The sequence below is a fragment of the Pseudolabrys sp. genome, assembly GCF_035943735.1.
Classification (GTDB): domain Bacteria; phylum Pseudomonadota; class Alphaproteobacteria; order Rhizobiales; family Xanthobacteraceae; genus Pseudolabrys.
This window is the reverse complement of sequence record NZ_DASZBV010000012.1, coordinates 1-25,402: the sequence shown is the minus strand read 5'-3', so window position 1 is coordinate 25,402 and position 25,402 is coordinate 1. Positions and strand designations below refer to the sequence as shown.

At 67.1% G+C, this 25,402-nt stretch carries 25 protein-coding genes and 1 pseudogene; 15 read left to right on the top strand and 11 right to left on the bottom strand.

The window, feature by feature from the left end; translation table 11 throughout:
* Positions 1 to 35: 35 nt before the first annotated feature.
* Both VGV41_RS06905 and VGV41_RS06900 read right to left on the bottom strand, forming a co-directional pair.
* Positions 36 to 863, bottom strand: a complete 828-nt coding sequence (locus tag VGV41_RS06905; protein WP_326863028.1) for a universal stress protein — start codon at positions 861 to 863, stop codon at positions 36 to 38.
* Positions 864 to 992: 129 nt separating this feature from the next.
* Entirely contained in the window at positions 993 to 1,388 is a 396-nt protein-coding gene (locus VGV41_RS06900) for a cytochrome c family protein (protein WP_326863027.1), read from the bottom strand.
* Between the two features lie 138 nt (positions 1,389 to 1,526).
* Here VGV41_RS06900 and VGV41_RS06895 point away from each other — a divergent pair, with 138 nt between their 5' ends.
* The 7 genes from VGV41_RS06895 to VGV41_RS06865 all read left to right on the top strand — a co-directional run bounded on the left by VGV41_RS06895 (position 1,527) and on the right by VGV41_RS06865 (position 9,458).
* The gene (locus VGV41_RS06895; protein ID WP_326863026.1) at positions 1,527 to 3,020 is read left to right on the top strand and encodes an FAD-linked oxidase C-terminal domain-containing protein; all 1,494 of its coding nucleotides are present in this window, start codon (positions 1,527 to 1,529) and stop codon (positions 3,018 to 3,020) included.
* Positions 3,021 to 3,022: 2 nt separating this feature from the next.
* Positions 3,023 to 4,048 (top strand): LLM class flavin-dependent oxidoreductase, encoded by a 1,026-nt coding sequence (locus VGV41_RS06890; RefSeq protein ID WP_326863025.1) that lies wholly within the window; start codon positions 3,023 to 3,025, stop codon positions 4,046 to 4,048.
* 13 nt (positions 4,049 to 4,061) lie between these two features.
* Positions 4,062 to 5,273, top strand: a complete 1,212-nt coding sequence (glcE, locus tag VGV41_RS06885; protein ID WP_326863024.1) for a glycolate oxidase subunit GlcE — start codon at positions 4,062 to 4,064, stop codon at positions 5,271 to 5,273.
* On the top strand, positions 5,273 to 6,625 hold the full coding sequence (glcF, locus tag VGV41_RS06880) for a glycolate oxidase subunit GlcF (RefSeq protein ID WP_326863023.1): 1,353 nt from the start codon (positions 5,273 to 5,275) through the stop codon (positions 6,623 to 6,625). Before glcE ends, glcF begins: the two co-directional genes overlap by 1 nt.
* Positions 6,626 to 6,703: 78 nt before the next feature.
* On the top strand, positions 6,704 to 6,925 hold the full coding sequence (locus tag VGV41_RS06875) for a hypothetical protein (RefSeq protein WP_326863022.1): 222 nt from the start codon (positions 6,704 to 6,706) through the stop codon (positions 6,923 to 6,925).
* 221 nt (positions 6,926 to 7,146) lie between these two features.
* On the top strand, positions 7,147 to 8,217 hold the full coding sequence (locus tag VGV41_RS06870; RefSeq protein ID WP_326863021.1) for a hypothetical protein: 1,071 nt from the start codon (positions 7,147 to 7,149) through the stop codon (positions 8,215 to 8,217).
* 377 nt (positions 8,218 to 8,594) lie between these two features.
* Entirely contained in the window at positions 8,595 to 9,458 is an 864-nt protein-coding gene (locus VGV41_RS06865; protein ID WP_326863020.1) for a TorF family putative porin, read from the top strand.
* Positions 9,459 to 9,521: 63 nt separating this feature from the next.
* Here the strand turns inward: VGV41_RS06865 and VGV41_RS06860 are convergent, their stop codons facing one another.
* Positions 9,522 to 11,255, bottom strand: a complete 1,734-nt coding sequence (locus tag VGV41_RS06860; RefSeq protein WP_326863019.1) for an ABC transporter ATP-binding protein/permease — start codon at positions 11,253 to 11,255, stop codon at positions 9,522 to 9,524.
* A 216-nt stretch (positions 11,256 to 11,471) separates the two neighbouring features.
* Between VGV41_RS06860 and VGV41_RS06855 the strand changes: the two genes are divergently transcribed.
* Positions 11,472 to 12,806, top strand: coding sequence for an amidase (locus VGV41_RS06855; protein ID WP_326863018.1), 1,335 nt, complete (start codon positions 11,472 to 11,474; stop codon positions 12,804 to 12,806).
* Positions 12,807 to 12,813: 7 nt separating this feature from the next.
* Here the strand turns inward: VGV41_RS06855 and VGV41_RS06850 are convergent, their stop codons facing one another.
* Entirely contained in the window at positions 12,814 to 13,668 is an 855-nt protein-coding gene (locus tag VGV41_RS06850; protein ID WP_326863017.1) for a dienelactone hydrolase family protein, read from the bottom strand.
* Positions 13,669 to 13,807: 139 nt separating this feature from the next.
* Between VGV41_RS06850 and VGV41_RS06845 the strand changes: the two genes are divergently transcribed.
* Positions 13,808 to 14,245: a hypothetical protein gene (locus VGV41_RS06845; RefSeq protein ID WP_326863016.1), complete on the top strand. Its 438-nt coding sequence runs from the start codon at positions 13,808 to 13,810 to the stop codon at positions 14,243 to 14,245.
* On the opposite strand, the gene VGV41_RS06840 is transcribed toward VGV41_RS06845, so the two are convergent.
* The 3 genes from VGV41_RS06840 to groES all read right to left on the bottom strand — a co-directional run bounded on the left by VGV41_RS06840 (position 14,196) and on the right by groES (position 17,462).
* On the bottom strand, positions 14,196 to 15,200 hold the full coding sequence (locus tag VGV41_RS06840) for a cation diffusion facilitator family transporter (RefSeq protein WP_326863015.1): 1,005 nt from the start codon (positions 15,198 to 15,200) through the stop codon (positions 14,196 to 14,198). The two genes, VGV41_RS06845 and VGV41_RS06840, sit on opposite strands and share 50 nt — an antisense overlap.
* Positions 15,201 to 15,476: 276 nt before the next feature.
* Positions 15,477 to 17,126, bottom strand: coding sequence for a chaperonin GroEL (gene groL / locus VGV41_RS06835; RefSeq protein ID WP_326863014.1), 1,650 nt, complete (start codon positions 17,124 to 17,126; stop codon positions 15,477 to 15,479).
* A gap of 39 nt (positions 17,127 to 17,165) precedes the next feature.
* On the bottom strand, positions 17,166 to 17,462 hold the full coding sequence (gene groES / locus VGV41_RS06830; RefSeq protein ID WP_326863013.1) for a co-chaperone GroES: 297 nt from the start codon (positions 17,460 to 17,462) through the stop codon (positions 17,166 to 17,168).
* 247 nt (positions 17,463 to 17,709) lie between these two features.
* On the opposite strand from groES, the gene VGV41_RS06825 reads away from it, so the two are divergent.
* Positions 17,710 to 18,279, top strand: a complete 570-nt coding sequence (locus tag VGV41_RS06825) for a hypothetical protein (RefSeq protein ID WP_326863011.1) — start codon at positions 17,710 to 17,712, stop codon at positions 18,277 to 18,279.
* Positions 18,280 to 18,292: 13 nt separating this feature from the next.
* Positions 18,293 to 19,498: an MFS transporter gene (locus VGV41_RS06820; RefSeq protein WP_326863010.1), complete on the top strand. Its 1,206-nt coding sequence runs from the start codon at positions 18,293 to 18,295 to the stop codon at positions 19,496 to 19,498.
* Here the strand turns inward: VGV41_RS06820 and VGV41_RS06815 are convergent.
* Entirely contained in the window at positions 19,495 to 20,025 is a 531-nt protein-coding gene (locus VGV41_RS06815; RefSeq protein WP_326863009.1) for a protein phosphatase CheZ, read from the bottom strand. The genes VGV41_RS06820 and VGV41_RS06815 overlap by 4 nt on opposite strands.
* A gap of 208 nt (positions 20,026 to 20,233) precedes the next feature.
* Here VGV41_RS06815 and VGV41_RS06810 point away from each other — a divergent pair, with 208 nt between their 5' ends.
* Positions 20,234 to 20,995, top strand: a complete 762-nt coding sequence (locus tag VGV41_RS06810; protein WP_326863008.1) for a L,D-transpeptidase — start codon at positions 20,234 to 20,236, stop codon at positions 20,993 to 20,995.
* 144 nt (positions 20,996 to 21,139) lie between these two features.
* Positions 21,140 to 21,760: a hypothetical protein gene (locus VGV41_RS06805; RefSeq protein WP_326863007.1), complete on the top strand. Its 621-nt coding sequence runs from the start codon at positions 21,140 to 21,142 to the stop codon at positions 21,758 to 21,760.
* A gap of 10 nt (positions 21,761 to 21,770) precedes the next feature.
* Here the strand turns inward: VGV41_RS06805 and VGV41_RS06800 are convergent, their stop codons facing one another.
* Genes VGV41_RS06800 through VGV41_RS06790 form a run of 3 tightly spaced genes read right to left on the bottom strand, consistent with a single transcriptional unit; the run spans position 21,771 to position 24,522 of the window.
* Positions 21,771 to 22,583, bottom strand: a complete 813-nt coding sequence (locus VGV41_RS06800; protein WP_326863006.1) for a DUF2076 domain-containing protein — start codon at positions 22,581 to 22,583, stop codon at positions 21,771 to 21,773.
* A gap of 38 nt (positions 22,584 to 22,621) precedes the next feature.
* Positions 22,622 to 23,485 carry a ChbG/HpnK family deacetylase gene (locus tag VGV41_RS06795; protein WP_326863005.1) on the bottom strand — a complete coding sequence of 288 codons (864 nt, stop codon included), beginning with the start codon at positions 23,483 to 23,485 and terminating at the stop codon, positions 22,622 to 22,624.
* Positions 23,482 to 24,522, bottom strand: a complete 1,041-nt coding sequence (locus VGV41_RS06790; RefSeq protein ID WP_414705070.1) for a glycosyltransferase family 2 protein — start codon at positions 24,520 to 24,522, stop codon at positions 23,482 to 23,484. Before VGV41_RS06790 ends, VGV41_RS06795 begins: the two co-directional genes overlap by 4 nt.
* 103 nt (positions 24,523 to 24,625) lie before the next feature.
* Here VGV41_RS06790 and VGV41_RS06785 point away from each other — a divergent pair, with 103 nt between their 5' ends.
* Together VGV41_RS06785 and VGV41_RS06780 are read left to right on the top strand one after the other, a co-directional pair.
* Positions 24,626 to 25,090, top strand: a complete 465-nt coding sequence (locus VGV41_RS06785; RefSeq protein ID WP_326863003.1) for a GtrA family protein — start codon at positions 24,626 to 24,628, stop codon at positions 25,088 to 25,090.
* Between the two features lie 27 nt (positions 25,091 to 25,117).
* A pseudogene (locus VGV41_RS06780) lies at positions 25,118 to 25,402 on the top strand (threonine synthase); the annotation flags it as partial.

Genomic DNA, 25,402 nt, shown 5'->3' with positions numbered 1-25,402 from the left:
GCTATGGCGAGCGGGCCCAGAATGACAATACAGGTTTAGTGCGACATCAGCACCGGCACGGTCATCGACTCGAGGATGCCGCGTGTGGCGCCGCCGAGCACGAATTCGCGCAGCCGCGAGTGGCCGTAGCCGCCCATGACGATCAGGTCGGCCGAGGAATCGGCGGCGTAGGAGAGGATGGTCGAGGCGACGTCGATGTCGGGCGCGGTGATGCGCTTGACGTCGACCTTGAGCTTGTGGCGGGCGAGATGCGCGCCGAGATCGGCGCCGGGCACCTCGCCGCTCTTGGCCGGGCCGTTGCCGATGATCACGACCTCGATCTGCTTGGCGCGATTGATCAGCGGCAGCGAGTCGGCGATGGCGCGGGTGGCGGCGCGGCTGCCGTCCCAGCACATCATGACGCGGTCGAGCTTGATGCCGTCCCGCTGGATGAAGGGCACGAAGATCACCGGGCGGCCGGACTCGAACAGCGCGGCCTCGTCGATGACCTCCTCGGGGATCGCTTCGTCGCGCTCGGGCTGGCCGACGACCACGAGATCGAAGCGGCGGCCGAGCCGGCCGAGCTGATCGGCGGCGCCGGACAGGCTCGCATTGAGGATGCGATGCTCGTAGGAGACGCCGGTGCGCCGCGCCGCTTCCTCGAAGCGGGCGATGGCGGCCTTCGCCTTGTCGTTCGCCTCGGAGCGTTGCGACTCGATGAATTCGGTGGGAATGCCGCCCATCACCGCGCCGGGTATGACCGGCTCGTAGGCGAAGGCCAGGCCAAGCACGTGCGCGCCGTACTCTTCGGCAATCGAAATCGCAAATTCGCCGGCCGGATCGCGGTCGCCCAGCCCTAAATTGACAATGAGATCCTTGATCATGACAGCTCTCCTGCATGAGCGACGGCGCTCACGGCCGCCACCATGCAGGGTCCATCATCAAGGGGCCTTGACGGAAGTCAAAAGACCGGGAGCAGCAGCGTTTTTGCGCCGCACGCGCAGCCGTACTGGCTACTTCTTCTTCCCGTCCGCGTCGAACTGGCTGACATAGGCCCACAGGTTGGCGACCTTCTTGGCGTCCTTGATGCCGGGGAAAATCATCTTCGTGCCCGGGATCATCGCGCGCGGATCGTTGATGTACTTCTCGAACGTATCCTTGCCCCAGACGATGCCGGACGACTTGTTGGCCTCGGAATAGCTGAAACCCGCAGCCGTGCCCGAGTGGCGGCCGTCGAGGCCGTTGAGCTCGGGACCGACCTTGTTCTTCGCGCCCGGGCCGATCGAATGGCAGGGCAGGCACATCTTGAAGACCTGCTCGCCCGCGGCGGCGTCCTGCGCGTGCGCGGCGCCTGTCATCGTCAGCGCGGCCAAAGCCGCGGCGGCGGCGAGCCCAATTCCAGCTTTCATCTCGTGCGTTCCTCTTATGCATGGCGCTGGCGCCCCGACCGCAGCCAACGTCCGTTTCCGTGTGTTGTGCCAGCCCTAGGTGGCGGGCGTCAAATGGCCTATCGTCGCCTCGAATGTGAATTGCCGGGAGGTCGCATCATGTCGGTCCACATGCCGGAGCCGGATCAGGCCGTGCTCGGCCGCCGCGCGCGCATCGTCGCGACGCTGCGTCAGCTCGTGCCCGGCGAAGGCGTGATCGCGACCGAGCATGAGATGCGTCCGTTCGAGAGCGATGGCCTGACCGCGTACCGCCAACTGCCGATGGTCGTGGTGCTGCCGGAGACCACGCGGCAGGTCTCGGAGGTGCTGAAATACTGCCATGAAGAGGGCATCAAGGTGGTGCCGCGTGGCGCCGGCACCTCGCTCTCCGGCGGGGCGCTGCCGCTCGCCGACGGCGTGCTGCTCGGCATGGCCAAGTTCAACAGCATCCGTGAGATCGATTTCGCCAGCCGCCTCGCGGTGGTCGAGCCGGGCGTCACCAATCTCGGCATCTCCACCGCCGTGGCGCATGCCGGCTTCTATTATGCGCCCGATCCATCCTCGCAGATCGCCTGCACCATCGGTGGCAACATCGCCGAGAATTCCGGCGGCGTGCATTGCCTGAAATACGGCATGACCACCAACAACGTGCTCGGCTGCGAGATCGTGCTGATGGACGGGCAGATCCTGCGCCTCGGCGGCAAGCACCTCGATGCTGCCGGCTACGACCTGCTCGGCCTCGTCACCGGCTCGGAAGGGCTGCTCGGCGTCGTCACCGAGGTGACGGTGCGTCTCTTGAAGAAGCCGGAGACCGCGCGCGCCGTGCTGGTCGGTTTCCCGACCTCGGAGCAGGCGGGCGAATGCGTGTCGCGCATCATCGGCGCCGGCATCATCCCCGGCGGCATGGAGATGATGGACAAGCCCGCAATTCATGCGGCGGAAGAATTCGTCCACGCTGGCTACCCGCTCGACGTCGAGGCGCTGCTGATCGTCGAGCTCGACGGTCCCTCGGCGGAAGTCGATTACTTGATCGGCCGCGTCGAGACGATTGCGCGCGACCGTGGCGCGGTGTCGGTGAAGGCATCGCGCTCGGAGGAGGAGCGGCTGCTGTTCTGGGCCGGGCGCAAGGCGGCGTTCCCGGCGGCGGGACGCATCTCGCCAGACTATTACTGCATGGACGGCACCATTCCGCGCGCCAAGCTGCCGCTCGTCCTCAAGCGCATGAAGGAGATGTCGGAGACATACGGCCTGCGCGTCGCCAACGTCTTCCACGCCGGCGACGGCAACCTGCATCCGCTCATCCTCTACGACGCCAACAAGGAAGGCGAGCTCGACCGCGCCGAGGCGTTCGGCGCCGACATCCTCAAACTCTGCGTCGAGGTCGGCGGCGTGCTGACCGGCGAGCATGGCGTCGGCGTCGAGAAGCGCGACCTGATGCCGACGATGTTCTCGGAGATCGACCTCGCGGCGCAGGAGCGGGTCAAGTGCGCCTTCGACCCGAAGGGCCTGCTCAATCCCGGCAAAGTGTTTCCCACCTTGCACCGCTGCGCCGAGCTCGGCCGCATGCACATCTCCGGCGGCAAGCTGCCGTTCCCGGATATTCCGAGGTTTTGAATATGCAATTCGGACTGTTCTGTTCGCCGAAGGCGGACGCGGCGGGCTTTGGCCCGGAGACCGGCCAGGGCTTCAAGGACTACCTCGACTTCAACATCGAGGCCGAGGCGCTTGGGCTTTGCTCGAGCTTTTCCGTCGAGCATCACTTCAGCGGCTGGAACCAGGCCTCCGCCACCTTGATGCTGTTGTTGGCGCTGGCCATGCGCACGAAGACCTTGCGCGTCGGCACGGCGGTGCTGGTGCTGCCGTGGCACAATCCGGTGTTGCTCGCGGAGCAGGCGGCGACGCTTGACCTCTTGTCCGACGGCCGCTTCGATTTCGGCATCGGCAAGGGCTACCGGCACAGCGAGTTCAAGGGCTTCGCCATGCCGCGCGAGGAGGCCGATGCGCGCTTCGAGGAGGGCCTCGACGTGCTCACGCGCGCCTTCACGACGCGCGAGCGCTTCTCGCATCACGGCCGCTTCTGGCATTTCGACGACATCGTCGTCGAGCCGCCGCCGATGCAAACGCCGCATCCGCCGTTCTGGGTGGCGGCCGGCCATCCGCAGTCGATCCGCAACGCCGCCGCGCGCGGCTTCAACCTGATCCTCGACCAGTACGCCTCGCCGGCCGTGCTTGGCGAGCGCATCGCCGTCTACCGCGCCGAGCGCGAGGCACGGGGCTTGAGCTTTGCGCCGGGGCAGGTGGCGGTTGCGCGCCAGCTCTATGTGGCAAGGGACAAAGCCGACAAGGAGGCGGCGCTGGAGAAGCAGCGGCAGTACACGCAGCGCACCATCACCTCGGCGCGGCCGCCGGACGGCAAGACTGGCTCGCACGTGCTCGCCTACGCCGACAAGGCCGGGGCGACCGAAGAGAACGCGATGTTCGGCACGCCTGACGAGATCGCCGGCATGCTGGAGGCGCTGCGGGCCGCGGGCGTCACCTACATCCTGCTGACGATCTCGGGCGGCGCCGACCAGTTGCGGCGCTTTGCGCGCGAGATCATGCCGGCGTTTGCCGACGCGCCTGCCGCGCGCGCCGCCGAGTGATAGAACACGTCCCATGACCGATCGTCTCAAACCCCGGGATGCGCGCGACGTCGAGGAGGCGGTGCGCTGGGCCGTGTCCGACGGCAAGGCGCTCGACGTCGTCGGCCAGGGTTCCAAGCGCGCCATCGGGCGGCCGAGCCAGACCGACCTGACGCTCGACGTGTCGGGCCTCACCGGCGTCACGCTCTACGAGCCGGAGGAACTGGTGCTGTCGGCGAAGGCCGGCACGCCGATTGCCGAGATCGAGGCGCTGGTCGACAAGCACGGTCAGCAGCTCGCCTTCGAGCCGGCCGATTACGGACCGCTGTTCGGCCAGGCCGCGGGGCAGGGCACGATTGGCGGCGTCGTCGCCGCCAATCTCTCCGGTCCGCGCCGCATCAAGGCCGGCGCCGCGCGCGACCACGTGCTCGGCGCCAGCGCCGTGACCGGCCGCGCCGAGACCATCAAGACCGGCGGCCGCGTGGTGAAGAACGTCACCGGCTACGACCTGTGCAAGGTGCTGTCCGGCTCCTGGGGCACGCTGGCGGTGATGACCGACATTACGATCAAGGTGCTGCCGAAGCCGGAGACCGAGGCGACCGTGGTGGTCGAGGGCCTGAGCGATGCGCAGGCCTGCGCCGCCATGACGGCGGCGACCGGCTCGTCGGCGGACGTCTCCGGCGCCGCGCATCTGCCCGACCACGTCGCATCCTGGTTCGCCGGCCTCAAGGCGGAGGCCGCGACAGTGCTTCGCCTGGAAGGCGTGGCGCCGTCGGTGAAGCATCGCGAAGGGCAGCTCGCCGCGCTGATGAAAACCTTCGGCCCGGTGTCCATTCTCGACGCGGCCGCCTCGCGCGCGGTCTGGCGCGACATCCGCGACGTGAAGGCCTTCGCCGTCGCCTCGGCGCGGCACCGGCCGGTATGGCGCATCTCCACCGCGCCGGCGCAGGCGCATCGCCTCGTCGACCTGATCACGCCGGCGGCGCAGATGTTTTACGACTGGGCGGGCGGGCTGGTCTGGCTCGGCATGCCTTATGAAGACGAGCCCGACGCCGGTTCCGTGCGCATGGCCGTCGGCGAGCTCGGAGGCCACGCCACGCTGATCCGTGCGCCGGCGGCGGTACGTGCCGCGGTCGATGTGTTCCAGCCGGAGCCGCCGGGCCTGCGCGCGCTCAGCCACCGCGTGAAGGAAAGCTTCGACCCGAAGGGCGTGCTCAACCCCGGTCGCATGTGGGCGGGCATCTGATGCAAACCTCATTCACTCTCGCGCAACTCGCCGATCCGCAGACCGCCGAAGCGGAGAAGATCCTGCGCGCCTGCGTGCACTGCGGCTTCTGCACCGCCACCTGTCCGACCTATGTGCTGCTCGGCGATGAGCTCGATTCGCCGCGCGGCCGCATCTACCTGATCAAGGATATGCTGGAGCACGACCGCCCGGGGACCGCCGAGGTGGTCAAGCACGTCGATCGTTGCCTCTCCTGCCTGTCCTGCATGACCACCTGTCCGTCGGGCGTGCACTACATGCACCTCGTCGATCATGCCCGCGACCACATCGAGAAGACCTACAAGCGACCGCTCGCCGACCGGCTGATTCGCGATCTGCTGGCGCGCGTGCTGCCCGACCCGGCGCTGTTCCGCTGGGCCGCGGTGGCGGGCCTGGTCGGCAAGCCGTTCGCGCCGGCGCTCAAGGCGATCGGCCTGAAGCGGCTCGCGGCGATGCTCAGCCTCACGCCGAGCCACGTGCCGGCGCCGCCGTCCGACCGCAGCCGCAAGGTGTATCCGGCGGAGGGCGAACGGCGCGGCCGGGTGGCGCTGCTCGCCGGCTGCATCAACCCGGTGCTGGCGCCCTCGACCAACGAGGCTGCGATCCGCGTGCTCAATCGCCATGGCATCGAGGTCGTCATTGCCGAGGGCGACGGCTGCTGCGGCTCGCTGGTGCACCACATGGGCCGCGAGGCGCAGGCCATGACACAGGCCAAGCACCTGATCGACGCCTGGATGGTCGAGATCGACGGCGAGGGGCTCGACGCCATCCTGATGACCGTCTCCGGCTGCGGTACCGTCGTGAAGGATTACGGCTTCCTGCTGCGCACCGATTCGGCCTATGCCGAGAAGGCGAAGGCGGTGTCGCGTCTCGCCAAGGACGTCAGCGAGTACTTGTACACACTCGAGCTTACGCCGACCGGCACCGCGAAGCCGCTCGCCGTCGCTTATCATTCCGCATGTTCGCTGCAGCACGGGCAGAAGATCGTCGGCGCGCCGAAAGAATTGCTTTGCAAACTTAACTTCATCGTCAAAGATGTGCCGGAAGGGCATTTGTGTTGCGGCTCGGCGGGCACCTACAACATCCTCCAGCCCTCATTGGCTGACAGGCTGCGTGACCGCAAGGTCGCCAACATCGAACGGCTCGAGCCGGATGTGGTCGCGGCCGGCAATATCGGCTGCATCACCCAGATCGCCGCCGGCACTTCGATCCCGGTCGTCCATACGGTCGAGCTCATCGATTGGGCGACCGGCGGTCCGGTGCCGGAGGGCTTGCGCGATCTGGCCGCGAAGCAGCGCGTCGCTGCCGTGGCCGGCAAGGGGAGCGAGGCCTGACGGCGTTTCGTTGACGCCCCCGGTCCCGCCCGACGTCAGCGTGGGTTGAGTGGTTGAACCATTCCGGAGGACTTAGAAATGGCGAAGAAGCGTAAGAAGGCGAAAGCGAAGAAAGCCAAGAAGGCGGTGAAGCGCGCCGCCCCGGCCAAGAAGAAGAAAACCGTGAAGGCCAAGAAGGCCGTGAAGAAGAAGGCCGCGCGCAAGCCGGCGAAGAAGCCCGCTCCGGCGCCGGCTGCTGCGCCGATGCCCATCCTGTCGACCCTGGGCGGCCTGCTCGGCGGCGGCAAGGAAGGCCAGTGAAGCATCGCGCCGGCGATCGCCACAGCGGTCGCCGGCAGCGTCTCCACCGATAGGCGAAGGGCCGAATTCGAGCGCGCCAGGCAAGGCCGGCGCGGGTCCCGCCGTCATTACCACCGATTGCATCGCCTTTAGGCGACGCTTAGCATGCGCCGGCGCGCGGTTTCCGGGCGCGGAACCCGCATTGCACGCAATTACAGAACCAGTCGAAAGGGAGCCCGAGCATGGCTACGTACAAAATCCTACTTATGGGAGCGTCTTACGGGTCGCTGCTCGCCTCCAAGATCCTGTTCGGCGGCCATTCGGTGCATCTCGTCTGCCTGCCCGCGGAAGCCGACCTGATCAACGCCGAAGGCTTCCGCGTCTATCTGCCGGTCAAGGGCCGGCAGGACCGCATCACGCTCGATTCGCGCAAGCTGCCCGGCAAGGTGACCGCCGGCGGCGCGGCCGGCGTCAACCCGGCCGACTACGACCTCGTCGGCCTGGCGATGCAGGAGCCGCAGTACCGCTCGCCGGGCGTGCGCGAACTGCTCGATGCCGTGGCGAAGGCAAAGGTGCCGTGCATGTCGATCATGAACATGCCGCCGCTGCCCTACGTGAAGCGCATCCCCGGCCTCGACTACGACGCGCTCAAGCCGGCCTACACCGACGCAAGCGTATGGGACAGTTTCGATCCCGGCCGCGTCACCCTGTGCAGCCCCGATCCGCAGGCGATTCGTCCGCCCGAGGGCAAGGCCAACGAGCTGCTGGTCACGCTGCCGACCAACTTCAAGGTGGCCAGGTTCGAGGACGACAAGCACACGAAGATCCTGCGCGATCTCGAGAAGGACATCGACGCGGTGCGCTACGACGTCGACGGCGCCAAGATCGAGCTGCCGGTGAAGCTGCGCGTGCACGAATCGATCTTCACGCCGCTGGCCAAGTGGTCGATGCTGCTCGCGGGCAACTACCGCTGCATCACCAAGGACGGCATGCGCACCGCGCAGGAAGCCGTGCATTCCAACATCGCCGAGGCGCGCGAGGTCTACAACTTCGTGTTCGACCTGTGCGTCAAGCTCGGCGCCAAGCCGGAAGACCTGGTGCCGTTCGAGAAATACGCGGCGGCGGCGCAGAGCCTGTCGCGTCCGGCCTCGGCCGCGCGGGCGCTGCAGAACGGCGCCCCGAACATCGAACGCGCCGACAAGCTGGTGCAACTCATCGCCCGGCAGAAGGGCATGCAGAACGACAAGGTCGACGCCATTGTCGCGCTGGTGGATTCGCGGCTGGACGCCAACCGGAAGAAGGCCGCGGCCTGAAGATAAGTCGCATCGCGATATAAAATCGGCCCTGCCGCCCCGGCGGCAGGGTTTTTTATTGGTTATTAATTCCAATTTGCCCGTCGGCGGCCGGGAATTATCCCCAAGCCGGGCGATTTCACGCAAAGAATTGTGACATCCGCGCAACAGCGCATTTGAATCCTGTCAAAGACCCCCGCAACCGCCCAAAAAGGCAGCAACTGCCGAAGTTTTCGCCTTGGGCTTCGGAACCGCCGGTGCGTAAATCCGGCTGTACCGCGCGTCCTGTTGCGTACGGGTCGATCGGAGCCGGGGAAGAGAATTCAGTACGCAATTGCGACGTGCACACAGGCATCGGCTCAAAGTCCGATCGAACCGAAGAAAAGGGGCAGGCTCCAATGAAGAAAGTAGTTTTGTCAGTCGTAGCGGCGCTTGCGGTTTCGGCCGCAGTCCCCGCCTTCGCGGCGGACATGCCGGTCAAGGCGGCGAAAGTGGCTGCGGCGCCCGCGCCGAGCCCGTTCGACATCGCCTTCGGCACCGCCTTCACCACCGATTACGTGCTGCGCGGCATCTCGCAGTCGAACCGTAAGCCGGCCGTTCAGGGCTATTTCGAGCTCGATTACACGGTCACGGACTGGGTGAAGCTGTATGCCGGCGTCTGGGGCTCGAGCCTCTACGCCGGACTTGCCGATGCCGAGTTCGACATCACCGCCGGCGCCCGTTTCACCTGGGGCAACTTCGGCCTCGATGTCGGCTACGTCCAGTACGAGTATCCGAACGGCGTCACGGCGAGCGGCACCGGCAACTACGGCGAGTTCTACGCCAAGCCGAGCTACAAGTTTAACGACTGGCTGACCGTCGGCGGCATCTTCGACGGCGGCAGCAATTTCAATGACAAGGTCGCCGGCGGTGCGGGCGGCGCGGGCGTGTGGACCGGCGATGCGGTCGCCTACTACTATTCGGGCAATGCCGTCATCACGTTGCCCTGGCAGCCGGCGGGCATCACCATCTCGCTGAACCCGGAAATCGGCCGCCAGGTCTACAGCTCGGACGTCTTCACGAATCTCGCTCTGCCGAGCTACACCTACTGGGACGTCGGCCTCGACTTCAACTACAAGGCCGTCACCCTCGACCTGCGTTACTGGGACACCAACAAGCACAACACCTTCCTGTCGCCGGTTGCTTACGGCGCGAAGGATCTGGGTGGCTCGACCTTCGTCGCGACTTTGAAGTTCGACACCACGCTGTCGGCCCTCAAGTAAGCTGACGTTTCGATCTGAGACGAACGGCGGCTCCCCCGGGAGCCGCCGTTTTGTTTTTGCCTGTCACTCGGCCGGCGTCAGGCTGGCTTCGCTCAGCACGTGGTGGTCGCCCTGATGCACGAGCGCGAGGCGGCGCTTGTGGAAGGCGGCGAGAGTGCTGCGGTGGCCGATGGAGACGACGGTCGCGTGCGGCAGCCGCTGTTGCAGCAGCCGGTAGAGCGTGGCCTCGGCCGCCTCGTCGAGCGAGGCCGTCGCCTCGTCGAGGAAGAGGAAATCCGGCGCGTGCACCAGCGCCCGCGCGATGCCGAGCCGCTGCTGCTCGCCGGGCGACAGCATGCGATTCCAATGCGCCTCCTCGCCGATGCGGTCCACGAGTCCCGGCAGGCCGACGGCGGCGATCAGTTCGGCGACCTTCTCCGCATCGTAGTGGCCCGTCTCGGCCGGATAGGCGACGGCGGCGGCGAGCGGCGCGATCGGGAAATACGGACGCTGCGGCAGGATCATCACCCTGGCGTCCTTCGGCAGCGTGATGTGGCCTTCGCCGAACGGCCAGACGCCGGCGAGCGCGCGGAACAAGGTCGATTTGCCGGTGCCCGACGGCCCGCTCAGTAACACGTGCTCGCCGAGCTCGATCGATACGTCCCTGGCGTTGACCAGCGGCACGCCATCCGGCAGCCGCACGGCAAGATCCTTGAAGGCGACCGCCTTACCTTCGCCGCGGTCGATGACGATGCCGCTGGTCGCCGCGAGCCGACGCGCCGAGGCGACCGACTGCTCGAACCCGGACAGACGTTCGATCACCGCGCTCCATTCGGCGAGGCTGCGATAGAGCGAGACGAACACCGAGAGCGCGCTCTGGACCTGGCCGAAGGCATTGGCGGTCTGCATCAGGCCGCCCAGTTGCAGCTTGTTGGCGAAATAAGCGGGGCTGACCATGATGAACGGAAACACCACCGCCGCCTGCGAATAGCTGGCGGTGAAGAAGGTCAGCTTCTTCTGGCGTGTCATCAGCGCGTACCAGTTGGCGACGACGTTGCCGAAGCGCATCAGCAGCCGCTCGCGCTCGGCCTCATCGCCCTCGAGCAGGGCGATCTGCTCGGAGTTTTCGCGCACGCGCACGAGGTTGAAGCGGAAGTCGGCCTCGTAGCGCTGTTGCTGGAAGTTCAGCGCCACCAGCGGGCGTCCGATCAGGTGCGTCAGCGCGGTGCCAAAGACGGCGTAGACGAAGGCCGCCCACAGCAGATAGCCGGGAATGTTGACGCCGAACAGCGACAGCGGCGCGGCTTGCGACAGCGACCACAGGATCACCATGAAGGAGATCAGCGTCACCGTCGAATTGAGAACCTGCAACCCGATGGTCAGCGTCAGTTCGATGAACGAACGGATGTCCTCGGAAATACGCTGGTCAGGGTTGTCGGCGGCATCGCCCTGCAACTGCATGCGGTAATGCACGGAGTGCTCGAGCCAATCGCCAAGATAGACGCGGGTCAGCCAGCGGCGCCAGCGGATCTGCAACCACTGGTTCAGGTACAATTGATAGACGGCGAGCGCCACAAAGGCGGCGGCGATGACGCAGAAATAACCGAGCTGATAGACGAAGACGTTCCAGTTGCGCTCCTGCAGTGCGTTGTAGAAAGCGTTGTTCCAGGAATTATACAGGACCGTCAGGCCGACGATCGACAATTCGATGGCGACGACTGCGGCAAAGAGAATTCGTCCCGCCCAGCGGTCCTCCGAACTGAAATAGGGGCTGGCAATACGCCACACGGTGGCGAGGGTGGAAAGCATGCCTCTCACGGGAGGGCTCCTGTCTGGCTGACGGCAATGGTCATAGCCGATACCGCGATTGGGCGGGTGGGCTCGGGCGCCCCGGTCCGCTGCTGACGCAGGAATGCGGCGGGTACGAGGCCATAGGGGTCGCCGCCCACGCGATGGGCATGTCCAGACTTCACAAAAATTGGAGCGGCGCCACCGCTCCGTCGTATAAAGCCTGCCGGATTAACGGAGTTTAATGTGGCCGACACCGAACTCATGGCGCTGACCGCCATCGAGGCCGCCGCGCTGATCGCCGACGGCGAGCTCACCTCCGAAGCCTATGTCGGAGCCTGCCTCGACCGGATCGCGGCGATGGACGACGACGTCCGCGCCTTCGTGCATCTCGATCCCGACGCGGCGCTCATGCAGGCGCAGGCGCTCGACGAGCGGCAGCGCGACGGCGAGCCGCTTGGCGCCCTGCATGGTGTGCCGGTGGCGATCAAGGACATCTTCGACACCGCCGATTATCCGACCGAATGCGGCTCGCCGCTGCTCAAGGGACGGCGGCCGCGCGAAGACGCGGCGGCGGTGGCGCAGCTGCGGGCGGCCGGCGCCGTGATCATCGGCAAGACCGTGACCACCGAGTGCGCCTATTACCATCCGGGGCCGACGCGCAATCCGCACGATCTCACCCGCACGCCGGGCGGCTCGTCCTCGGGCTCGGCCGCGGCAGTGGCGGCCGAGATGGTGCCGCTCGCCATCGGCTCGCAGACCAACGGCTCGATGATCCGTCCCGCCGCCTTCTGCGGCGTCTACGGCATGAAGCCGACGCACGGCGCGATTTCACGCCGTGGTGCGCTGACGCTGTCGCGTGCGCTCGACCATGTCGGCGTCTTCGCGCGTACGATCGGCGACGTTGCGCTGATGCTCGATGTGCTCGTCGGCCACGACGCGGGCGACGCCGATACGCGGCCGGTCGCCGCGCCGGACTTCCTCGCGACCGCCGTCGATGAATTGCCGTCGCCGCCGCGCTTCGCTTTCGTGGGCACACCGTTCTGGGATAAGGCTGACGCCACGACGCGCGCGGCCTTCGAGGAGCTCGCCGATGCGCTCGGCGATCATTGCGACGCGGTCGACCTGCCGGATGTGTTTGCCGGCGCCGTCGACGACCAGCGCGTGGTGATGGCGGTGGACATGGCGCACAACCTCTCGGGCATGATCGCGCGCGGCGACGAGTCGCAATCGAGCGAGACGCTGCGCGCCTTCCTCGCCGAAGGGCGGGAGATTAGTGCCGCGCGCTATCTCGAGGCGCGCGACAACGCCGTCCGCTATCGCGACGGCATCGCCGGCATCCTCAGCGATTACGACGCCATCATCACGCCGGCGACGGTTGGCGTCGCGCCGGTCGGCGAGGCGACCGGCAGCCCGATGTTCTGCTCGCTCTGGACGCTCGCCGGCGTCCCGGCTTTGTCGCTGCCGCTGTTGACCGGCGAGGCCGGCCTGCCGCTCGGGCTGCAACTCGTCGGCGCGCCGCGCGACGACGCGCGGCTCCTGCGCACGGCGAACTGGCTGGCCGGGCGGCTCGGCGAGTAATCGGGGCTCAGCCCAACTCGCGCTTGAGAAAGGCGATGCTGCGCGACCAGGCGAGCTCGGCGGCGGCCTTGTCGTAGCGGCTCGACGTGTCGTTGTTGAAGGCGTGATTGACGCCCGGATAGACGAAGATCTCGAACTGCTTGTGGTTGGCCTTGAGCGCGTTCTCGAAGGCGGGAATGCCGGCGTCGATGCGCTGGTCGAGGCCGGCATATTGCAGGAGCAGCGCTGCCTTGATCTTCGGCACCTGCGCCGCCGGCGGCTGCTGGCCGTAATAGACGACGCCCGCTTTCAGCTCCGGTGACAGCACGGCGAGGCGATTGACCATGCCGCCGCCCCAGCAGAAGCCGATGGCGCCGACCTTGCCGTTCGAGCCGGGCGACCCGGCCAGGATCGGCACCAGCGAAGCGATGTGCTCCGCCGTCTCCGCCGGATCGAGCTTGCCGATCAGGTCGCGCGCTCTGTCTTCGTCGGCGGGCGTGCCGCCGAGCGGCGACAGGAGGTCGACCGCGTAAGTGGCGAAGCCCTCCAGTGCGAGCCGGCGCGCGATGTCCTTAATGTGCGGATTGAGCCCGCGGTTTTCGTGCACGACGATCATCGAGGGGACGGTGTTCTTGTCCTTCGGCCGCGCCATGTAGGCGGCGATGCGCGATGGCGACGCCTTGTAATAGATGGTGTTGGTCACGAGGCGCGGATCGTCGGCGGCGACCGTCTCGGCGCGCGCGTAATCGTTCGTGAGCAGCGGCAACAACGCCAGCGCCGCCGCGCTCGAGCCGGCGATCTTCGCCAGGCGATCGAAGAAATCGCGGCGGTTGAATTCGCCGTGCGTGAACCGGTCGTAGAGGTCGATGATCTGTTGATCCAAGGCGGAGTTCCTTGCAGTCCTGCTACGCCAGTTCGCGGCGGCGGCTATCCTACTTTCAATCGAATTGCGACTGAAGTAGGTAGAGGCCCTTCCTCTGCACGCTGGCGCCGCGAGCGCGGTCGATAATCCGGAGAATTTGATGTGGAATTTACGCCCGGCCGCGCGCCGCTCGACGCGCGGTATCGCCACGGTCTTGTTGTTGCTCGCATCTCCCGCGCTCGGCAACGACGTATTTCCCTACGACCGGCAGTTGATGCTCGACGTCGCGCCGATGGGCAAGGTGCGGCGGACGCCGAGCATCACCATCGACTCGGACGGCTCGGCGCGGCTGGAATTGTGGTGCCGGACCGCCAGTGCGCAGGTGACGACGAACGGCGATCAGATTCGCATCGTGCCGGCCCCGCTGCCCGAGAGCTTGCCGCAGTACATGCGCGACGGCCAGTGCGCGCCCGAGCGCATGGACGCCGACGTCACCCTGCTCAACGCGCTGGCGCAGGTGACGACATGGCGCAAGGCCGGCGGCGGCGTCACGCTCGAGGGACCGGTCGCGCTGCGCTTCCTGGCGGACGACCACTGATGCGGCGGACGCGGCCCGGAAAGCGGCCGGGCAAGGTGATCTGCTGCGCCTGGTCCTCCGGCTTGACGAAAATGGCGATCACTTCCGGATGCGCCGCCTGGATCGCGGCTTCGAGCGCGTCGACGGCGCGCTCGATCTGTGGCGCCGTCATGCTGTCGCGGAATTCGAGGCTGAGCGCCACCACGACCTGATCCGGCGCCATGTGCACGGTGAACACGATCTGCACGTGCTCGATGCCGTCGATGCGGCTGGCGGTGCGCTGGATCGCCTGGCGCAACTCGCGGCTCGCGGGCTCGCCGATCAGCAGGCCCTTGCTTTCGCGCGCGAGCATCAGCGCGGTGATGCCGAGCACCAGCGCGATGCCAAGCGAGGCGGCACCGTCGAGGACCGGCAGGTCAAGATGCGAGGCGAAGAAGGTGCCGAGGAAGGCGATGAGCAAGCCGACCAAAGCGGCGCTGTCCTCGAGCAGCACGATGAAGGTGGGCGGGTCCTTGCTCTGGCGCACGGCCTCGAAATAGCCGGCGCTGCCTTTGGCGTTGTGGAATTCGCGCAGCGCGAAGGCCCAGCTCGTGCCTTCGAACAAAGCAGCGCAGCCGAGCACGATGTAGGCGACCAGCGGGTTGTCGATCGCGCGTGGATGAAGAATGTGCTCGACGCCCTCGTAGGCGGTGACGCCGGCGCCGAGCGTGAACATCAGCAGCGAGACGATGAAGCTCCAGAAATAGAGTTCGCGGCCGTAGCCGAGCGGGTGCAGCGTGTCGGGCGGCCGCTCGGCGCGCGTGAGGCCGTAGAGCAGGACGATCTGGTCGGCGGTGTCGACGGTTGAGTGGATGGCTTCGCTGAGCATCGCCGACGAGCCGGTCCACCAGGCGGCGACGAACTTGGTCACAGCGACCAGCAAGTTGCCGGCGAGCGCGGCATGAACGACGAGTCTCGATGCGGGTGCCGCGGCCATGCGCGCTCAACGCACGGGGCGGAACTTGGGTTTCATAACAGAGCCGGTGCCTCGGACGCGCCGCAGCACGGAGCGAAGCGAAGTGATGCGGTGCAGATCCGGGGCCCCGGGTTTCGCGTGCCGATGAAAGCGGCAGTTGCAAAATCGGGGTCCCGGGTCAGCGTCGCAGCATTGCATGCTGCACCGCGCCGGGGACGCGGGCCGGCCGGGGCGCCCAAAAGCAAAAAGGCCGGCTTGCGCCGGCCTTTTCGTCTGTTCGTTCGTGACGGGCGTCACTTACATCATGCCGCCCATGCCACCCATTCCGCCCATGCCGCCGCCACCCGGCATCGCCGGAGCAGCGTCCCGCGGCAGCTCGGCGACCATCGCCTCGGTGGTGACCAGCAGGCCGGCAATCGACGCCGCGTCCTGCAGGGCCGTGCGCACGACCTTCGCCGGGTCGACGATGCCCTTGGCGATCATGTCGACGTACTCTTCGTTCTGCGCGTCGAAGCCAAACGTCTCGTCCTTGCTCTCGAGGATCTTGCCGACCACGATCGAGCCCTCGACACCGGCGTTCTCGGCGATCTGGCGGATCGGAGCCTCCAGCGCCTTGAGCACGATGTTGATGCCGGCCTGCACGTCGGCGTTCTCGTTCGTGAGCTTGCCGACCGCCTTCTTGGCGCGCAGCAGCGCGCAGCCGCCGCCGGGCACGATGCCCTCTTCCACCGCAGCGCGGGTGGCGTTGAGCGCGTCGTCGACGCGGTCCTTCTTCTCCTTGACCTCGATCTCGGTCGAGCCGCCGACCTTGATGACGGCCACGCCGCCGGCCAGCTTGGCCAGACGCTCTTGCAGCTTCTCGCGGTCGTAGTCCGAGGTGGTCTCCTCGATCTGCGCCTTGATCTGCTGCACGCGCGCCTCGATGTCGGCCTTCTTGCCGGCGCCGTTGACGATCGTGGTCTTCTCTTTCTCGATGATCACCTTTTTGGCGCGGCCCAGCATGTTGAGGGTCACGTTCTCGAGCTTGATGCCGAGGTCCTCGGAGATGAGCTGGCCGCCGGTGAGGATCGCGATGTCCTCGAGCATGGCCTTGCGGCGGTCACCGAAGCCCGGCGCCTTGACGGCGGCGACCTTCAGTCCACCACGCAGCTTGTTGACGACGAGCGTGGCAATCGCCTCGCCCTCGACGTCCTCGGCGACGATGATGAGCGGCTTGCCCGACTGCACCACCGCCTCGAGCACCGGCAGCATGGCCTGAAGGCCGGACAGCTTCTTTTCGTGCAGGAGGATGTAGGCGTCCTCCAGCTCCGCAATCATCTTCTCGGCGTTGGTGACGAAGTAGGGGGAAATATAACCGCGGTCGAATTGCATGCCTTCGACGATCTCGACCTCGGTCTCCATCGCCTTGGCTTCTTCGACCGTGATGACGCCCTCGTTGCCGACCTTCTGCATGGCCTGCGCGATCATCTTGCCGATTTGGCTGTCGCCGTTGGCCGAGATGGTGCCGACCTGGCCGACCTCGGCCGAGGACGAGACCTTCTTGGCGCGCTTCTCGATGTCCTTGACGACGGCGCCGACCGCGATGTCGATGCCGCGCTTGAGATCCATCGGGTTCATTCCGGCGGCGACGGACTTGGCGCCTTCGCGCACGATCGCCTGGGCAAGCACGGTCGCGGTGGTGGTGCCATCGCCAGCCATGTCGTTGGTGCGGGAAGCGACTTCGCGCACCATTTGCGCGCCCATGTTTTCGAACTTGTCCTCGAGCTCGATCTCCTTCGCCACCGTCACACCGTCCTTGGTGATGCGCGGCGCGCCGAACGACTTGTCGAGCACGACGTTGCGGCCCTTCGGGCCGAGGGTCACCTTCACCGCGTTGGCGAGGATGTCGACGCCGCGCAGCATGCGATCGCGCGCGTCGCCAGAGAATTTGACGTCCTTGGCAGCCATTTCAATTCACTCCAATGATGGTGTTGTGCGCGCGGGCGATCAGGCGATCACGCCCATGATGTCGGACTCCTTCATGATCAGGAGATCCTCGCCGTCGATCTTGACCTCGGTGCCCGACCACTTGCCGAACAGCACGCGGTCGCCGACCTTCAGGTCCATCGGGGTCAGCTTGCCGCTCTCGTCACGGCCGCCCGGGCCGACGGCGACAACCTCGCCCTCTTGCGGCTTCTCTTTCGCGGTATCGGGGATGATGATGCCGCCCTTGGTCTTCTCTTCAGCCTCGATACGGCGCACGACCACGCGGTCGTGCAGGGGACGGAACTTGGTCTTGGCCATGGCTTCCTCGTCGGCGCTCCCGCGCGGCTCTGAACTTTGGAAAGTGTCGCTAATGCAAGCCGTTAGCACTCATTAACGGAGAGTGCCAGACGGTCGCCCGGGAGATATTGCGGATCGGGAAACCTGTCAAGGCGGAGCGGCGTCGCGGATTACCGTGCGCCGCCGCGCTTGCGGCCAAAAGCCACGGTTCTGCTTGCACTTGCCGGCGCACCCCAGCAATGTCGGTTTTCGCGAAGCAGGAGTCCCGATGCGACCGTTCCCCCTCCGCCTCATCCCGATCGTTTCCGTTGCGCTGCTCGGCCTCGCATTGGCGGCCTGCACCACCACCTCGCCCGCGCCGCCGCCGGAACAGGCCGCGCCGCCGGTGACGCCGACCCTGCCGCCGGCTTTCCCGCCGAGCGCTATCGTCGGCCGCTGGGGACTTGCCGCCTACCACGTCGAGACCGATCGCCAGCGCACCGAGGCGGCCGCGCTCAAGGCCTGCACGCAGCCTTACGTCATCACGCTCGGCCCGACCGGCGGCGTGATGATGCATCTCGCCGACCAGGCGACGCCGAGCGAGTTGCGCCTGAAGGGCGCGCCGGGCGGCAAGACCTATATCGGCCCGGCCGACGACCCGCCGGGCGGCCAGCAGGACCGCGAGGTCGAGCAGTTCGACGGCCGCGTCATGATCCTGCGCTGGATCGATCCGGAGGTGCAGGGGCGCTACGGCACGATGGTCTACGTGCGCTGCCCGGCCGAAGGCGTGAAGAAGCCGCGTCGCGCGGCGGCCAAGCCGAAGCCGAAGACCAAGCCGAAGCCGAAACCCGCCGGCTGACGCCGGTGAGGCCGTGACAACGACCGGCATCGCGCGCTCGTTGCTTCACGGCCCCTGGCGCGCCGTGCCGGTGCTCGGCGTGACGCAGATTATCGCCTGGGGCGCGATCTTCTACACGCCGGTCTTGATCGTGCCACAGATCGCCGCCGAGCGCGGCTGGTCGATCGCCTTCGCCATGGGCGGGTTCTCGCTCGGTCTGCTCACCGCGGGCATCGCCGCGCGCACGATCGGCGCTTCGATCGACCGCCTCGGCGGCCACATCACGATGACCTGCGGCTCGCTCGCCGGCGCGCTCGGGCTGGCGCTCATCACGCTCGCCGCCAGCCCGGCCGCTTACTACGCCGTGTGGATACTGCTCGGCGCGGCGATGGGGGCGAGTCTCTACGACGCCGCCTTCGCCAGCCTCGGCCGCATCTTCGGCATGGGCGCGCGGCGGCCGATCACCGCGCTGACGCTTGCCGGTGGCTTCGCCTCGACGGTGAGCTGGCCGATGACGCATCTGCTCATCGACAGCATCGGCTGGCGCGGCTGCTATCTCGTCTATGCCGCGGCGCTCGCGCTCGTCAACGCGCCGCTGCACGCGTTCCTGTTGCCGCGCACGCGACATGCCGCGGACATGCCGACACCGGACACGCGCGCGACGCCGAAGCCCACGACGCTGCTGCCGGCGCGCGGGCTGATCTTTCTGCTCGTCGCCTCCGCCTTCGCCTCATATGCGTTTGTGCCGTCCGGCCTGTCGGCACATCTGCTCGCGATCTTCCAGCGCGACGGCATCGACGCCGGCACGGTGGTGTGGATCGGCGCGCTGTTCGGGCCGGCGCAGGTCATCGCGCGGCTCATCGAGTTCGCCTTCGGCCGCGATCTGCATCCGATATGGATCGCGCGCGCGGCGTTCGGCGCGTTGCTCGTCGCCTTCGCGCTGCTGGCGCTGACCGGCATCACGACGCTGACGGCGGCGGTGTTCGCGCTGATGTTCGGCGGCGCCAACGGGCTCGTCACCATCGCGCGCGGCGCGGTGCCGCTGTCGCTGTTCGGCGCCAGCGGCTATGGCAAATTGATGGGTCGGCTCGCCGCGCCATTCCTGCTGGTGCAGTCGGCGGCGCCGTTGGTCATGGCTTTCGTGGTCGAGAAGATCTCCGACGCCGCGGCGCTGGCGCTCGCCGCTGCCTTTGCCGCGGTCGCCTTCCTGTGTGCAATTCTGATCCGGCGGCCGGCCTAGCCGAACAGAAGATCGACGTCGGTCTGGCTGACGTGGCCCGGCGCGCCGTCGAGGCGAGGGCCGTTGATCAGGCCGTCGCGGCCGACCGCGATCGCCGGCGCGGCGACGACCGCAACGTCGGACACGACGCGCGTGAGCTGCTCGTCGAGATCGGCGAGCAGGTCGATGACCTTGCCGATGCGTTGGCCGGCGAGATCCTGGAAATTGCAGGCTTCGTAGATGTGCTGCACGCGCGCCTGCAGATCGTGGGCGAGGCGGCGGCCGTCGGCCGTCGTTTCGACGGCGGCGAGCGCACGGGCGCCATCGTCGATCGATTCCGCGCCGGACAGCACGATCTGCGCCGCCTTCTCGATCGTCTCGATCGCAGCGCCGAGTTCGGCCGCAGCGCGCGTCAGGCGCCGCCCGTCGGCGTCGACCACCAGGGCCGCGAGGCTGCGCCGCAGCGACGCCGTATCGTCGGGCGCCGGCGCGGCAAGGCCGCGCTCGCCCGCGAGCAACTGCTCGATGCGAAATTGCTTTTGCTGCACCACGCGCTCCCGTCCGTCCGGGGCGACCCTAGCGCAGGGCCATTAATACCCGGTGTCCGATCGGGGTAACCGCGCCTTTACCAAAAGCGCGCGCGCTTTACCCGCTGGCAACCTTGTTGACGCGAAAGCCGCGGCAAAGATGGCCTCGATTGCCCCGAGGGCCGCGCAATTTACGTTTCGGTTTCTCTTTCGGCTTGTATTCGAGCCTATGTGCAGACGTTTCATTCACCACGCCGCCACAGCGTTAATTGCCACGGCCGCCGTGCCGGCCGCGGCGCAGCAGATGGCGGTGTCGCCGCCGATGGTGGTGGTGGCGCAGCCGCCGCGCATGCAGAACGAGCTCGGCGGCGGCTTCATCGAATTCGTGTTCGGCGATCATGCGGAGCGTTCGGCCTACGCCGCGCCGCCGCCGCAATACGTCGCTCCGCCGCCGGCCTATCCGCAGGCTGCGCCGCAGCCGCTCTACGTCAACGTCGGGCCGCAGCCTGACCCGGTGCTGGAGATCAACCGGCCTGACCTGCCGATGGATCCGCAGTTCCTGCCGCGCGAGGTCGAGTACCGGACGAGCGAGCCGCCGGGCACCATTGTGGTCGATACGCCCGACCACTTCCTCTTTCTGGTCGAAGCCAACGGCATGGCGCGCCGCTACGGCATCGGCGTCGGCCGTCCCGGCTTCACCTGGTCCGGCGAACATCACGTGTCGGCGAAGAAGGAATGGCCGAACTGGGTGCCGCCGGAAGAGATGCTGCAGCGCCAGCCTTATCTGCCGCGCTTCATGGCCGGCGGCCCCGACAACCCGCTCGGCGCCCGTGCGCTCTATCTCGGCTCGACGCTCTACCGCATCCACGGCTCCAACGAGCCGTGGACCATCGGTCACAACGTGTCGTCCGGCTGTATCCGCATGCGCAACACCGATATCATCGATTTATATAATCGGGTGAAGGTCGGCACCAAAGTGGTGGTGATGTGAGCGCGCGGTCAGCGCCGAACATTTGATATTCCTCAAGCGGCCGGTCCGACATTAACCGTCGTGGTCACCGGCGCTTGAACCTGCGCCCCCGCTGGACGCACTCTCGCCCGGTACAAGAAAATATGGAAAGCCGCCGGAACCGGCATGGCCGCGAGATCGCGCGTACGGTTCGTTTTGATGGGGATTGCCGCGTTGGTGGCCGCGGCGGCCGTGGCGCCGGCGTGTGCAAACGAGCGTTACGCCATCGAATTCCGCGCGCGCTCCGGCGGCATCTTCGGGCACGCTTATATCGCTTACGGCCGCGTCGACGCAGGCGGCCGCCTGCTGCGTCCGCGTCATGCCGGGTTTTATCCGAGCGGAATCCTTGAGGACACGCCGTTGCTCGCCGTGCTGGCGACCCCGTCGCTTATCAAGTTCAAGCCGCGCGACGCGAGGCGCAGCGACCTGGTGTACCGGCGTGAGATCAGCGCGTTCAGGTATGGCGCGCTGCCGGCCGAGGTTCGCGAGCTGCGCCGGGATCGGCCGTTCTGGCACCTGACCTTCTACAACTGCAACAGCTTCGTCGCCGATGTCGCGGAATGGATGGGCCTGCGCGTGCCGGGAACGTTGCAGTTGCCGAAGAATTTCGTGCGCGAGCTGTACGTGCTCAACCGGCGTAGCGCACCGGGCTTCGTCTATGCCGAAGCGACGGCGGAGGGCCGCGTGCCGCAGGCGCGGGACATGCTGTTCCTGCGGGCCATCGGCGGCGAGCCGATCGACCGCTGACGCGGGCGCATCAGGCCATATCGCTGCCGCCGAAGTCGCCACCGTCACCGGCATCGCCACCCAAGTCGTCGCCGAAGTCGTTGCCGACATCGGCGTTGCCGGGGTCGTTCGGATTATCGAACAGGCCGGCCGCCTGCTGGTCGCCGACCGCGCTCTGCTGATTGCCGATGTCGTTGATGCCGGCGTCCTGCGCGAGGTTGCTGCCGGCGGCGCTGTTGTCCCACGGCGACGAGGTGGGCGGCGCGTCGTTGTACGAGCCGAAGGCGCTGCCGTGGTGGCCGAACATCGAGCTGATCGAATTCAAAAGCAGCGAGCCGCCGATCATGCCGGCGGCGGAGGCCGCCGCGGTGCCGAGGAAGGAACTGCCGCCGCCGAACAGGCTGGGCGAGGGGGCCGAGGGGGCATAGCCTGGCGCGTAGCCCTGCTGCGGGCTGCTTTGATAGTTCGGTGCGCTCTGCGTGGTGCCGCCCTGATTCCAGCGCGGATCGGGTCCGCCGGCGCCGGCGGCGGCGGCCGGCGTATGCACGCTCGGCACCGACGTGCGCACATTGCCCGTGAACGCATTGCGCATGCTGTCGAGGAAGCTGCCACCTTGCGTCTGCTGCGGCTGACCTTCGCCGGAGAGCTCGCGGATCTTCGCATCGGCGCGCTTGAGCGCCTCGTCTTGCACCAGGGCCGTCTGCACCAGCGCGTAGGCGGCGTTCGGCGCGCGCCTCAATCCGTCGATGATCGCGTGTTCCGCCTCCGGATCGCGCGGCGCCGTCTCGAGCTTGGCGAGGCGATCGAACAGGTCGTCGATCATCTGGCGTTCCTGCGGGGTCATGGGCGCGTCCTCTCAAGGCCGGGGCTTGTCCGGTCTATCTAGGCGGCCGGACCCGTTTCGCCAGCGGGGCGCGCCAGTTCGACGTGATGTCGCGCGAGATCGCGCGGGAAGGCATCCGAGTCGAAATAGGCGAATTCCCGTTCCCGCAAGTCGGTCAGGGAATCGAGGCTTTTTAGGGCCGGATCGACGAAGCCGGGATGACACATGATCAGGCCGCCGTCGGGCAGGCCGGTGAGGAAGCGCGGGAAGATCGCCGGGAAGTCCGCCTTCGGCGTGAAGGCATAGGCGCCGGCGAAGGCGGGATTCGTGCGGATGCCGAATCGCTTTGCCCTGGCGCGGAAGCGCACGCTGAGCACGTCGAGCACCAGGCCCTTGCGGTCGTGAAGCGGTCGCGCGCGCGGCGCGCGGGCGCATTGCCGCACCCAGGCGTGCGGCGCCTGCGCGCCGATGACGGCGAGGAAGGCGTCGCGCACGACCGGCAGCAGGTGCGCGTGCTGATGGCCGTCGACGAAGTCCGGCGCGCGGCCGAATGCAGCGCGGAAGGCCGCGAGCTGCGCCGCGATCTCGGCGGTGAAATGCTCGCGCTTGAGCCGCCGCGTCATCGCGAGCCGGATCAGCTCCGCCAGCGGCGGAAAGGCGTGATGGCGTAGCGGCGCGAAATGGTTGCTCAGCGGCTTGAACGGCGCGGTGAGCGTCACGTGGAGGCCGATGAGCGCCCGTGTCGCGCCGGCGTTCAGCTTCGTCAGTTCGTCCGCCTCGTGGCCGAGATGCGGCGCCGCCGTCATCACCGAGGTAGCGTTGAGGCGGCCGTGGGCGATGAGCGTGCGGATGGCGCGGTTGATGCCCGGCGCCATGCCGTAGTCGTCGGCGCAGAGCCAGATGCGGCGCGGCAGCACGTTCATTCGGCGGCGCGCGTTGCTTCGGACTTCGTCCTGGCTTCGTCGGCCGACTTCACCGTGTGCTCGGCGACGAAATAGACCGGCCGGCCTTTGATCTCGTTGAGCATCTTGCCGATGTATTCGCCGAGGATGCCGATCATCAAGAGCTGCACGCCGCCGATCACCATCACGCCGACAAACAGCGAGGGATAGCCGGGCACGTCCTGACCGAAAAGCAGCGTCGTGATCGCGGTCCAGACGCCGTAGATGATCGCGCTCGCCGCTAGCAGCGCACCAAGAAGGCTCGCCAGCCGCAGCGGCGCCACCGTGAACGAGGTCAGGCCTTCGATCGACAGGCCGATCAAGGTCCACACGTTCCACGTCGTCTTGCCGTGCGCGCGCAGCGCCGGCTCGTAATCGACGCGCGCCTGGCGGAAGCCGATCCAGCTCGACATGCCCTTGAAGAAGCGGTTGCGCTCCGGCATCTGCCGCAGCGCCTCGACCGCGCGCGGCGACAACAGGCGGAAGTCGCCGGCGTCCTCGGGGATCGGCTGGCGCTGGCCCCAGTTGATCATCGAATAGAACCAGTGGACGCCGACCGAGCGCAGCTTCGGCTCGTTCTCGCGATGCGCCTTGGCGGTGTAGACGACGTCGTAACCGTCATCGAGCCAGCGCGACACCAAAGTCTCGATCAAAGTCGGCGGATGCTGGCCGTCGCCGTCCATGAACATCACGGCGCCGAGGCGGGCGTGGTCGAGGCCGGCGAGGAGGGCGGCCTCCTTGCCGAAATTGCGCGACAGCGACACGACCTGCACGTCGCACGGCGTCGCCGGCAGCGCCCGCGCCACGTCGGCCGTCTCGTCGCGGCTGCCGTCGTCGACATAGACGAGTTCGATCTTGAGCCCGTATTTGCCGTCGAGGTAGCGCGCCACCTCGGCGATGCGCTCGTGCAGGGCCGGCAGGCCGCGCGCCTCGTTGAAAACGGGGACCACGATCGACAGGCCGGGCGCGCCCTTCGCCCGGGTTCCGCGTGCCCCCGATCTTGCTGTTTTCACCGGCATTTTCGCGAATTCTCTCCGATATCCCCGATCTATAGCTTAAGGCAAAGGCGCTGTCGCCTCCGCCCTACCGGGCGGCCAAGGACCATGCTAATCGGGGCCGACGATGACCCCGTCCCGCAAGACCCTTCGTGAGCGCCTCACCGTCGCCTGGCAGGAGCGCGCGCTCCTCATCAAGGCGATCAGCTTCGGCGTTGTCGGCCTCATCAACTCCGCCGTCGACTTCGCGGTCTTTTCCTTCGCCTATTACTATCTGGGCCTGCCGATCCTCGTGGCCAACACGATGGCCTGGATCGTCGCCGTGACCGGCTCCTACGTGATGAACTCGACGATCACGTTCGCCGCCGAGTCCGGCCGCAGTCTCGCCATCCGCCGCTATCTCGGCTTTGCGCTGTCGCAATTCGCCGGCTTCCTGGCCAACACGGCCACTGTCTGGTGCCTGGTCGAGCTGGCGCACGTGCCCGCCTGGGCCGGCAAGGTGGCGGCGATCGGCGTCAGCTTCGTCGTCAACTTCTCGCTGTCGCATTTTCTGGTGTTCCGCACGCGCCGGCCGCGCGGGACCACCGAATAAGAACAACGCCGCGCCACGGGTGAGGACATGCGCTACGACGACAACCTGACCGCCGATCTGCCGAGCTTCGTCACGCATCTCGAATGCGCGATGACCGGCGAGCGCCACGAGGCGGATCAGGTGCACAACCTTTCGCGCGCCGGCAAGCCGCTGCTGGTGCGCTACGACCTCGCCGGCGTGAAGAAGGCGCTGACGAAAGAGAAGCTCGCCGGCCGCCCGGCCGATATCTGGCGCTATCGCGAATTGCTGCCGGTGCGGCGCAAGGAGGACATCGTCAGCCTCGGCGAGATCATGACGCCGATCGTGCCGATG

Coding starts and splice junctions, on each gene's coding strand:
- VGV41_RS06905 (WP_326863028.1), bottom strand. CDS start 863: ATGATCAAGGATCTCATTGTCAATTTAGGGCTGGGCGACCGCGATCCG.
- VGV41_RS06900 (WP_326863027.1), bottom strand. CDS start 1,388: ATGAAAGCTGGAATTGGGCTCGCCGCCGCCGCGGCTTTGGCCGCGCTG.
- VGV41_RS06895 (WP_326863026.1), top strand. CDS start 1,527: ATGTCGGTCCACATGCCGGAGCCGGATCAGGCCGTGCTCGGCCGCCGC.
- VGV41_RS06890 (WP_326863025.1), top strand. CDS start 3,023: ATGCAATTCGGACTGTTCTGTTCGCCGAAGGCGGACGCGGCGGGCTTT.
- glcE (WP_326863024.1), top strand. CDS start 4,062: ATGACCGATCGTCTCAAACCCCGGGATGCGCGCGACGTCGAGGAGGCG.
- glcF (WP_326863023.1), top strand. CDS start 5,273: ATGCAAACCTCATTCACTCTCGCGCAACTCGCCGATCCGCAGACCGCC.
- VGV41_RS06875 (WP_326863022.1), top strand. CDS start 6,704: ATGGCGAAGAAGCGTAAGAAGGCGAAAGCGAAGAAAGCCAAGAAGGCG.
- VGV41_RS06870 (WP_326863021.1), top strand. CDS start 7,147: ATGGCTACGTACAAAATCCTACTTATGGGAGCGTCTTACGGGTCGCTG.
- VGV41_RS06865 (WP_326863020.1), top strand. CDS start 8,595: ATGAAGAAAGTAGTTTTGTCAGTCGTAGCGGCGCTTGCGGTTTCGGCC.
- VGV41_RS06845 (WP_326863016.1), top strand. CDS start 13,808: ATGTGGAATTTACGCCCGGCCGCGCGCCGCTCGACGCGCGGTATCGCC.
- VGV41_RS06840 (WP_326863015.1), bottom strand. CDS start 15,200: ATGGCCGCGGCACCCGCATCGAGACTCGTCGTTCATGCCGCGCTCGCC.
- groL (WP_326863014.1), bottom strand. CDS start 17,126: ATGGCTGCCAAGGACGTCAAATTCTCTGGCGACGCGCGCGATCGCATG.
- groES (WP_326863013.1), bottom strand. CDS start 17,462: ATGGCCAAGACCAAGTTCCGTCCCCTGCACGACCGCGTGGTCGTGCGC.
- VGV41_RS06825 (WP_326863011.1), top strand. CDS start 17,710: ATGCGACCGTTCCCCCTCCGCCTCATCCCGATCGTTTCCGTTGCGCTG.
- VGV41_RS06810 (WP_326863008.1), top strand. CDS start 20,234: ATGTGCAGACGTTTCATTCACCACGCCGCCACAGCGTTAATTGCCACG.
- VGV41_RS06805 (WP_326863007.1), top strand. CDS start 21,140: ATGGCCGCGAGATCGCGCGTACGGTTCGTTTTGATGGGGATTGCCGCG.
- VGV41_RS06800 (WP_326863006.1), bottom strand. CDS start 22,583: ATGACCCCGCAGGAACGCCAGATGATCGACGACCTGTTCGATCGCCTC.
- VGV41_RS06795 (WP_326863005.1), bottom strand. CDS start 23,485: ATGAACGTGCTGCCGCGCCGCATCTGGCTCTGCGCCGACGACTACGGC.
- VGV41_RS06790 (WP_414705070.1), bottom strand. CDS start 24,522: ATGCCGGTGAAAACAGCAAGATCGGGGGCACGCGGAACCCGGGCGAAG.
- VGV41_RS06785 (WP_326863003.1), top strand. CDS start 24,626: ATGACCCCGTCCCGCAAGACCCTTCGTGAGCGCCTCACCGTCGCCTGG.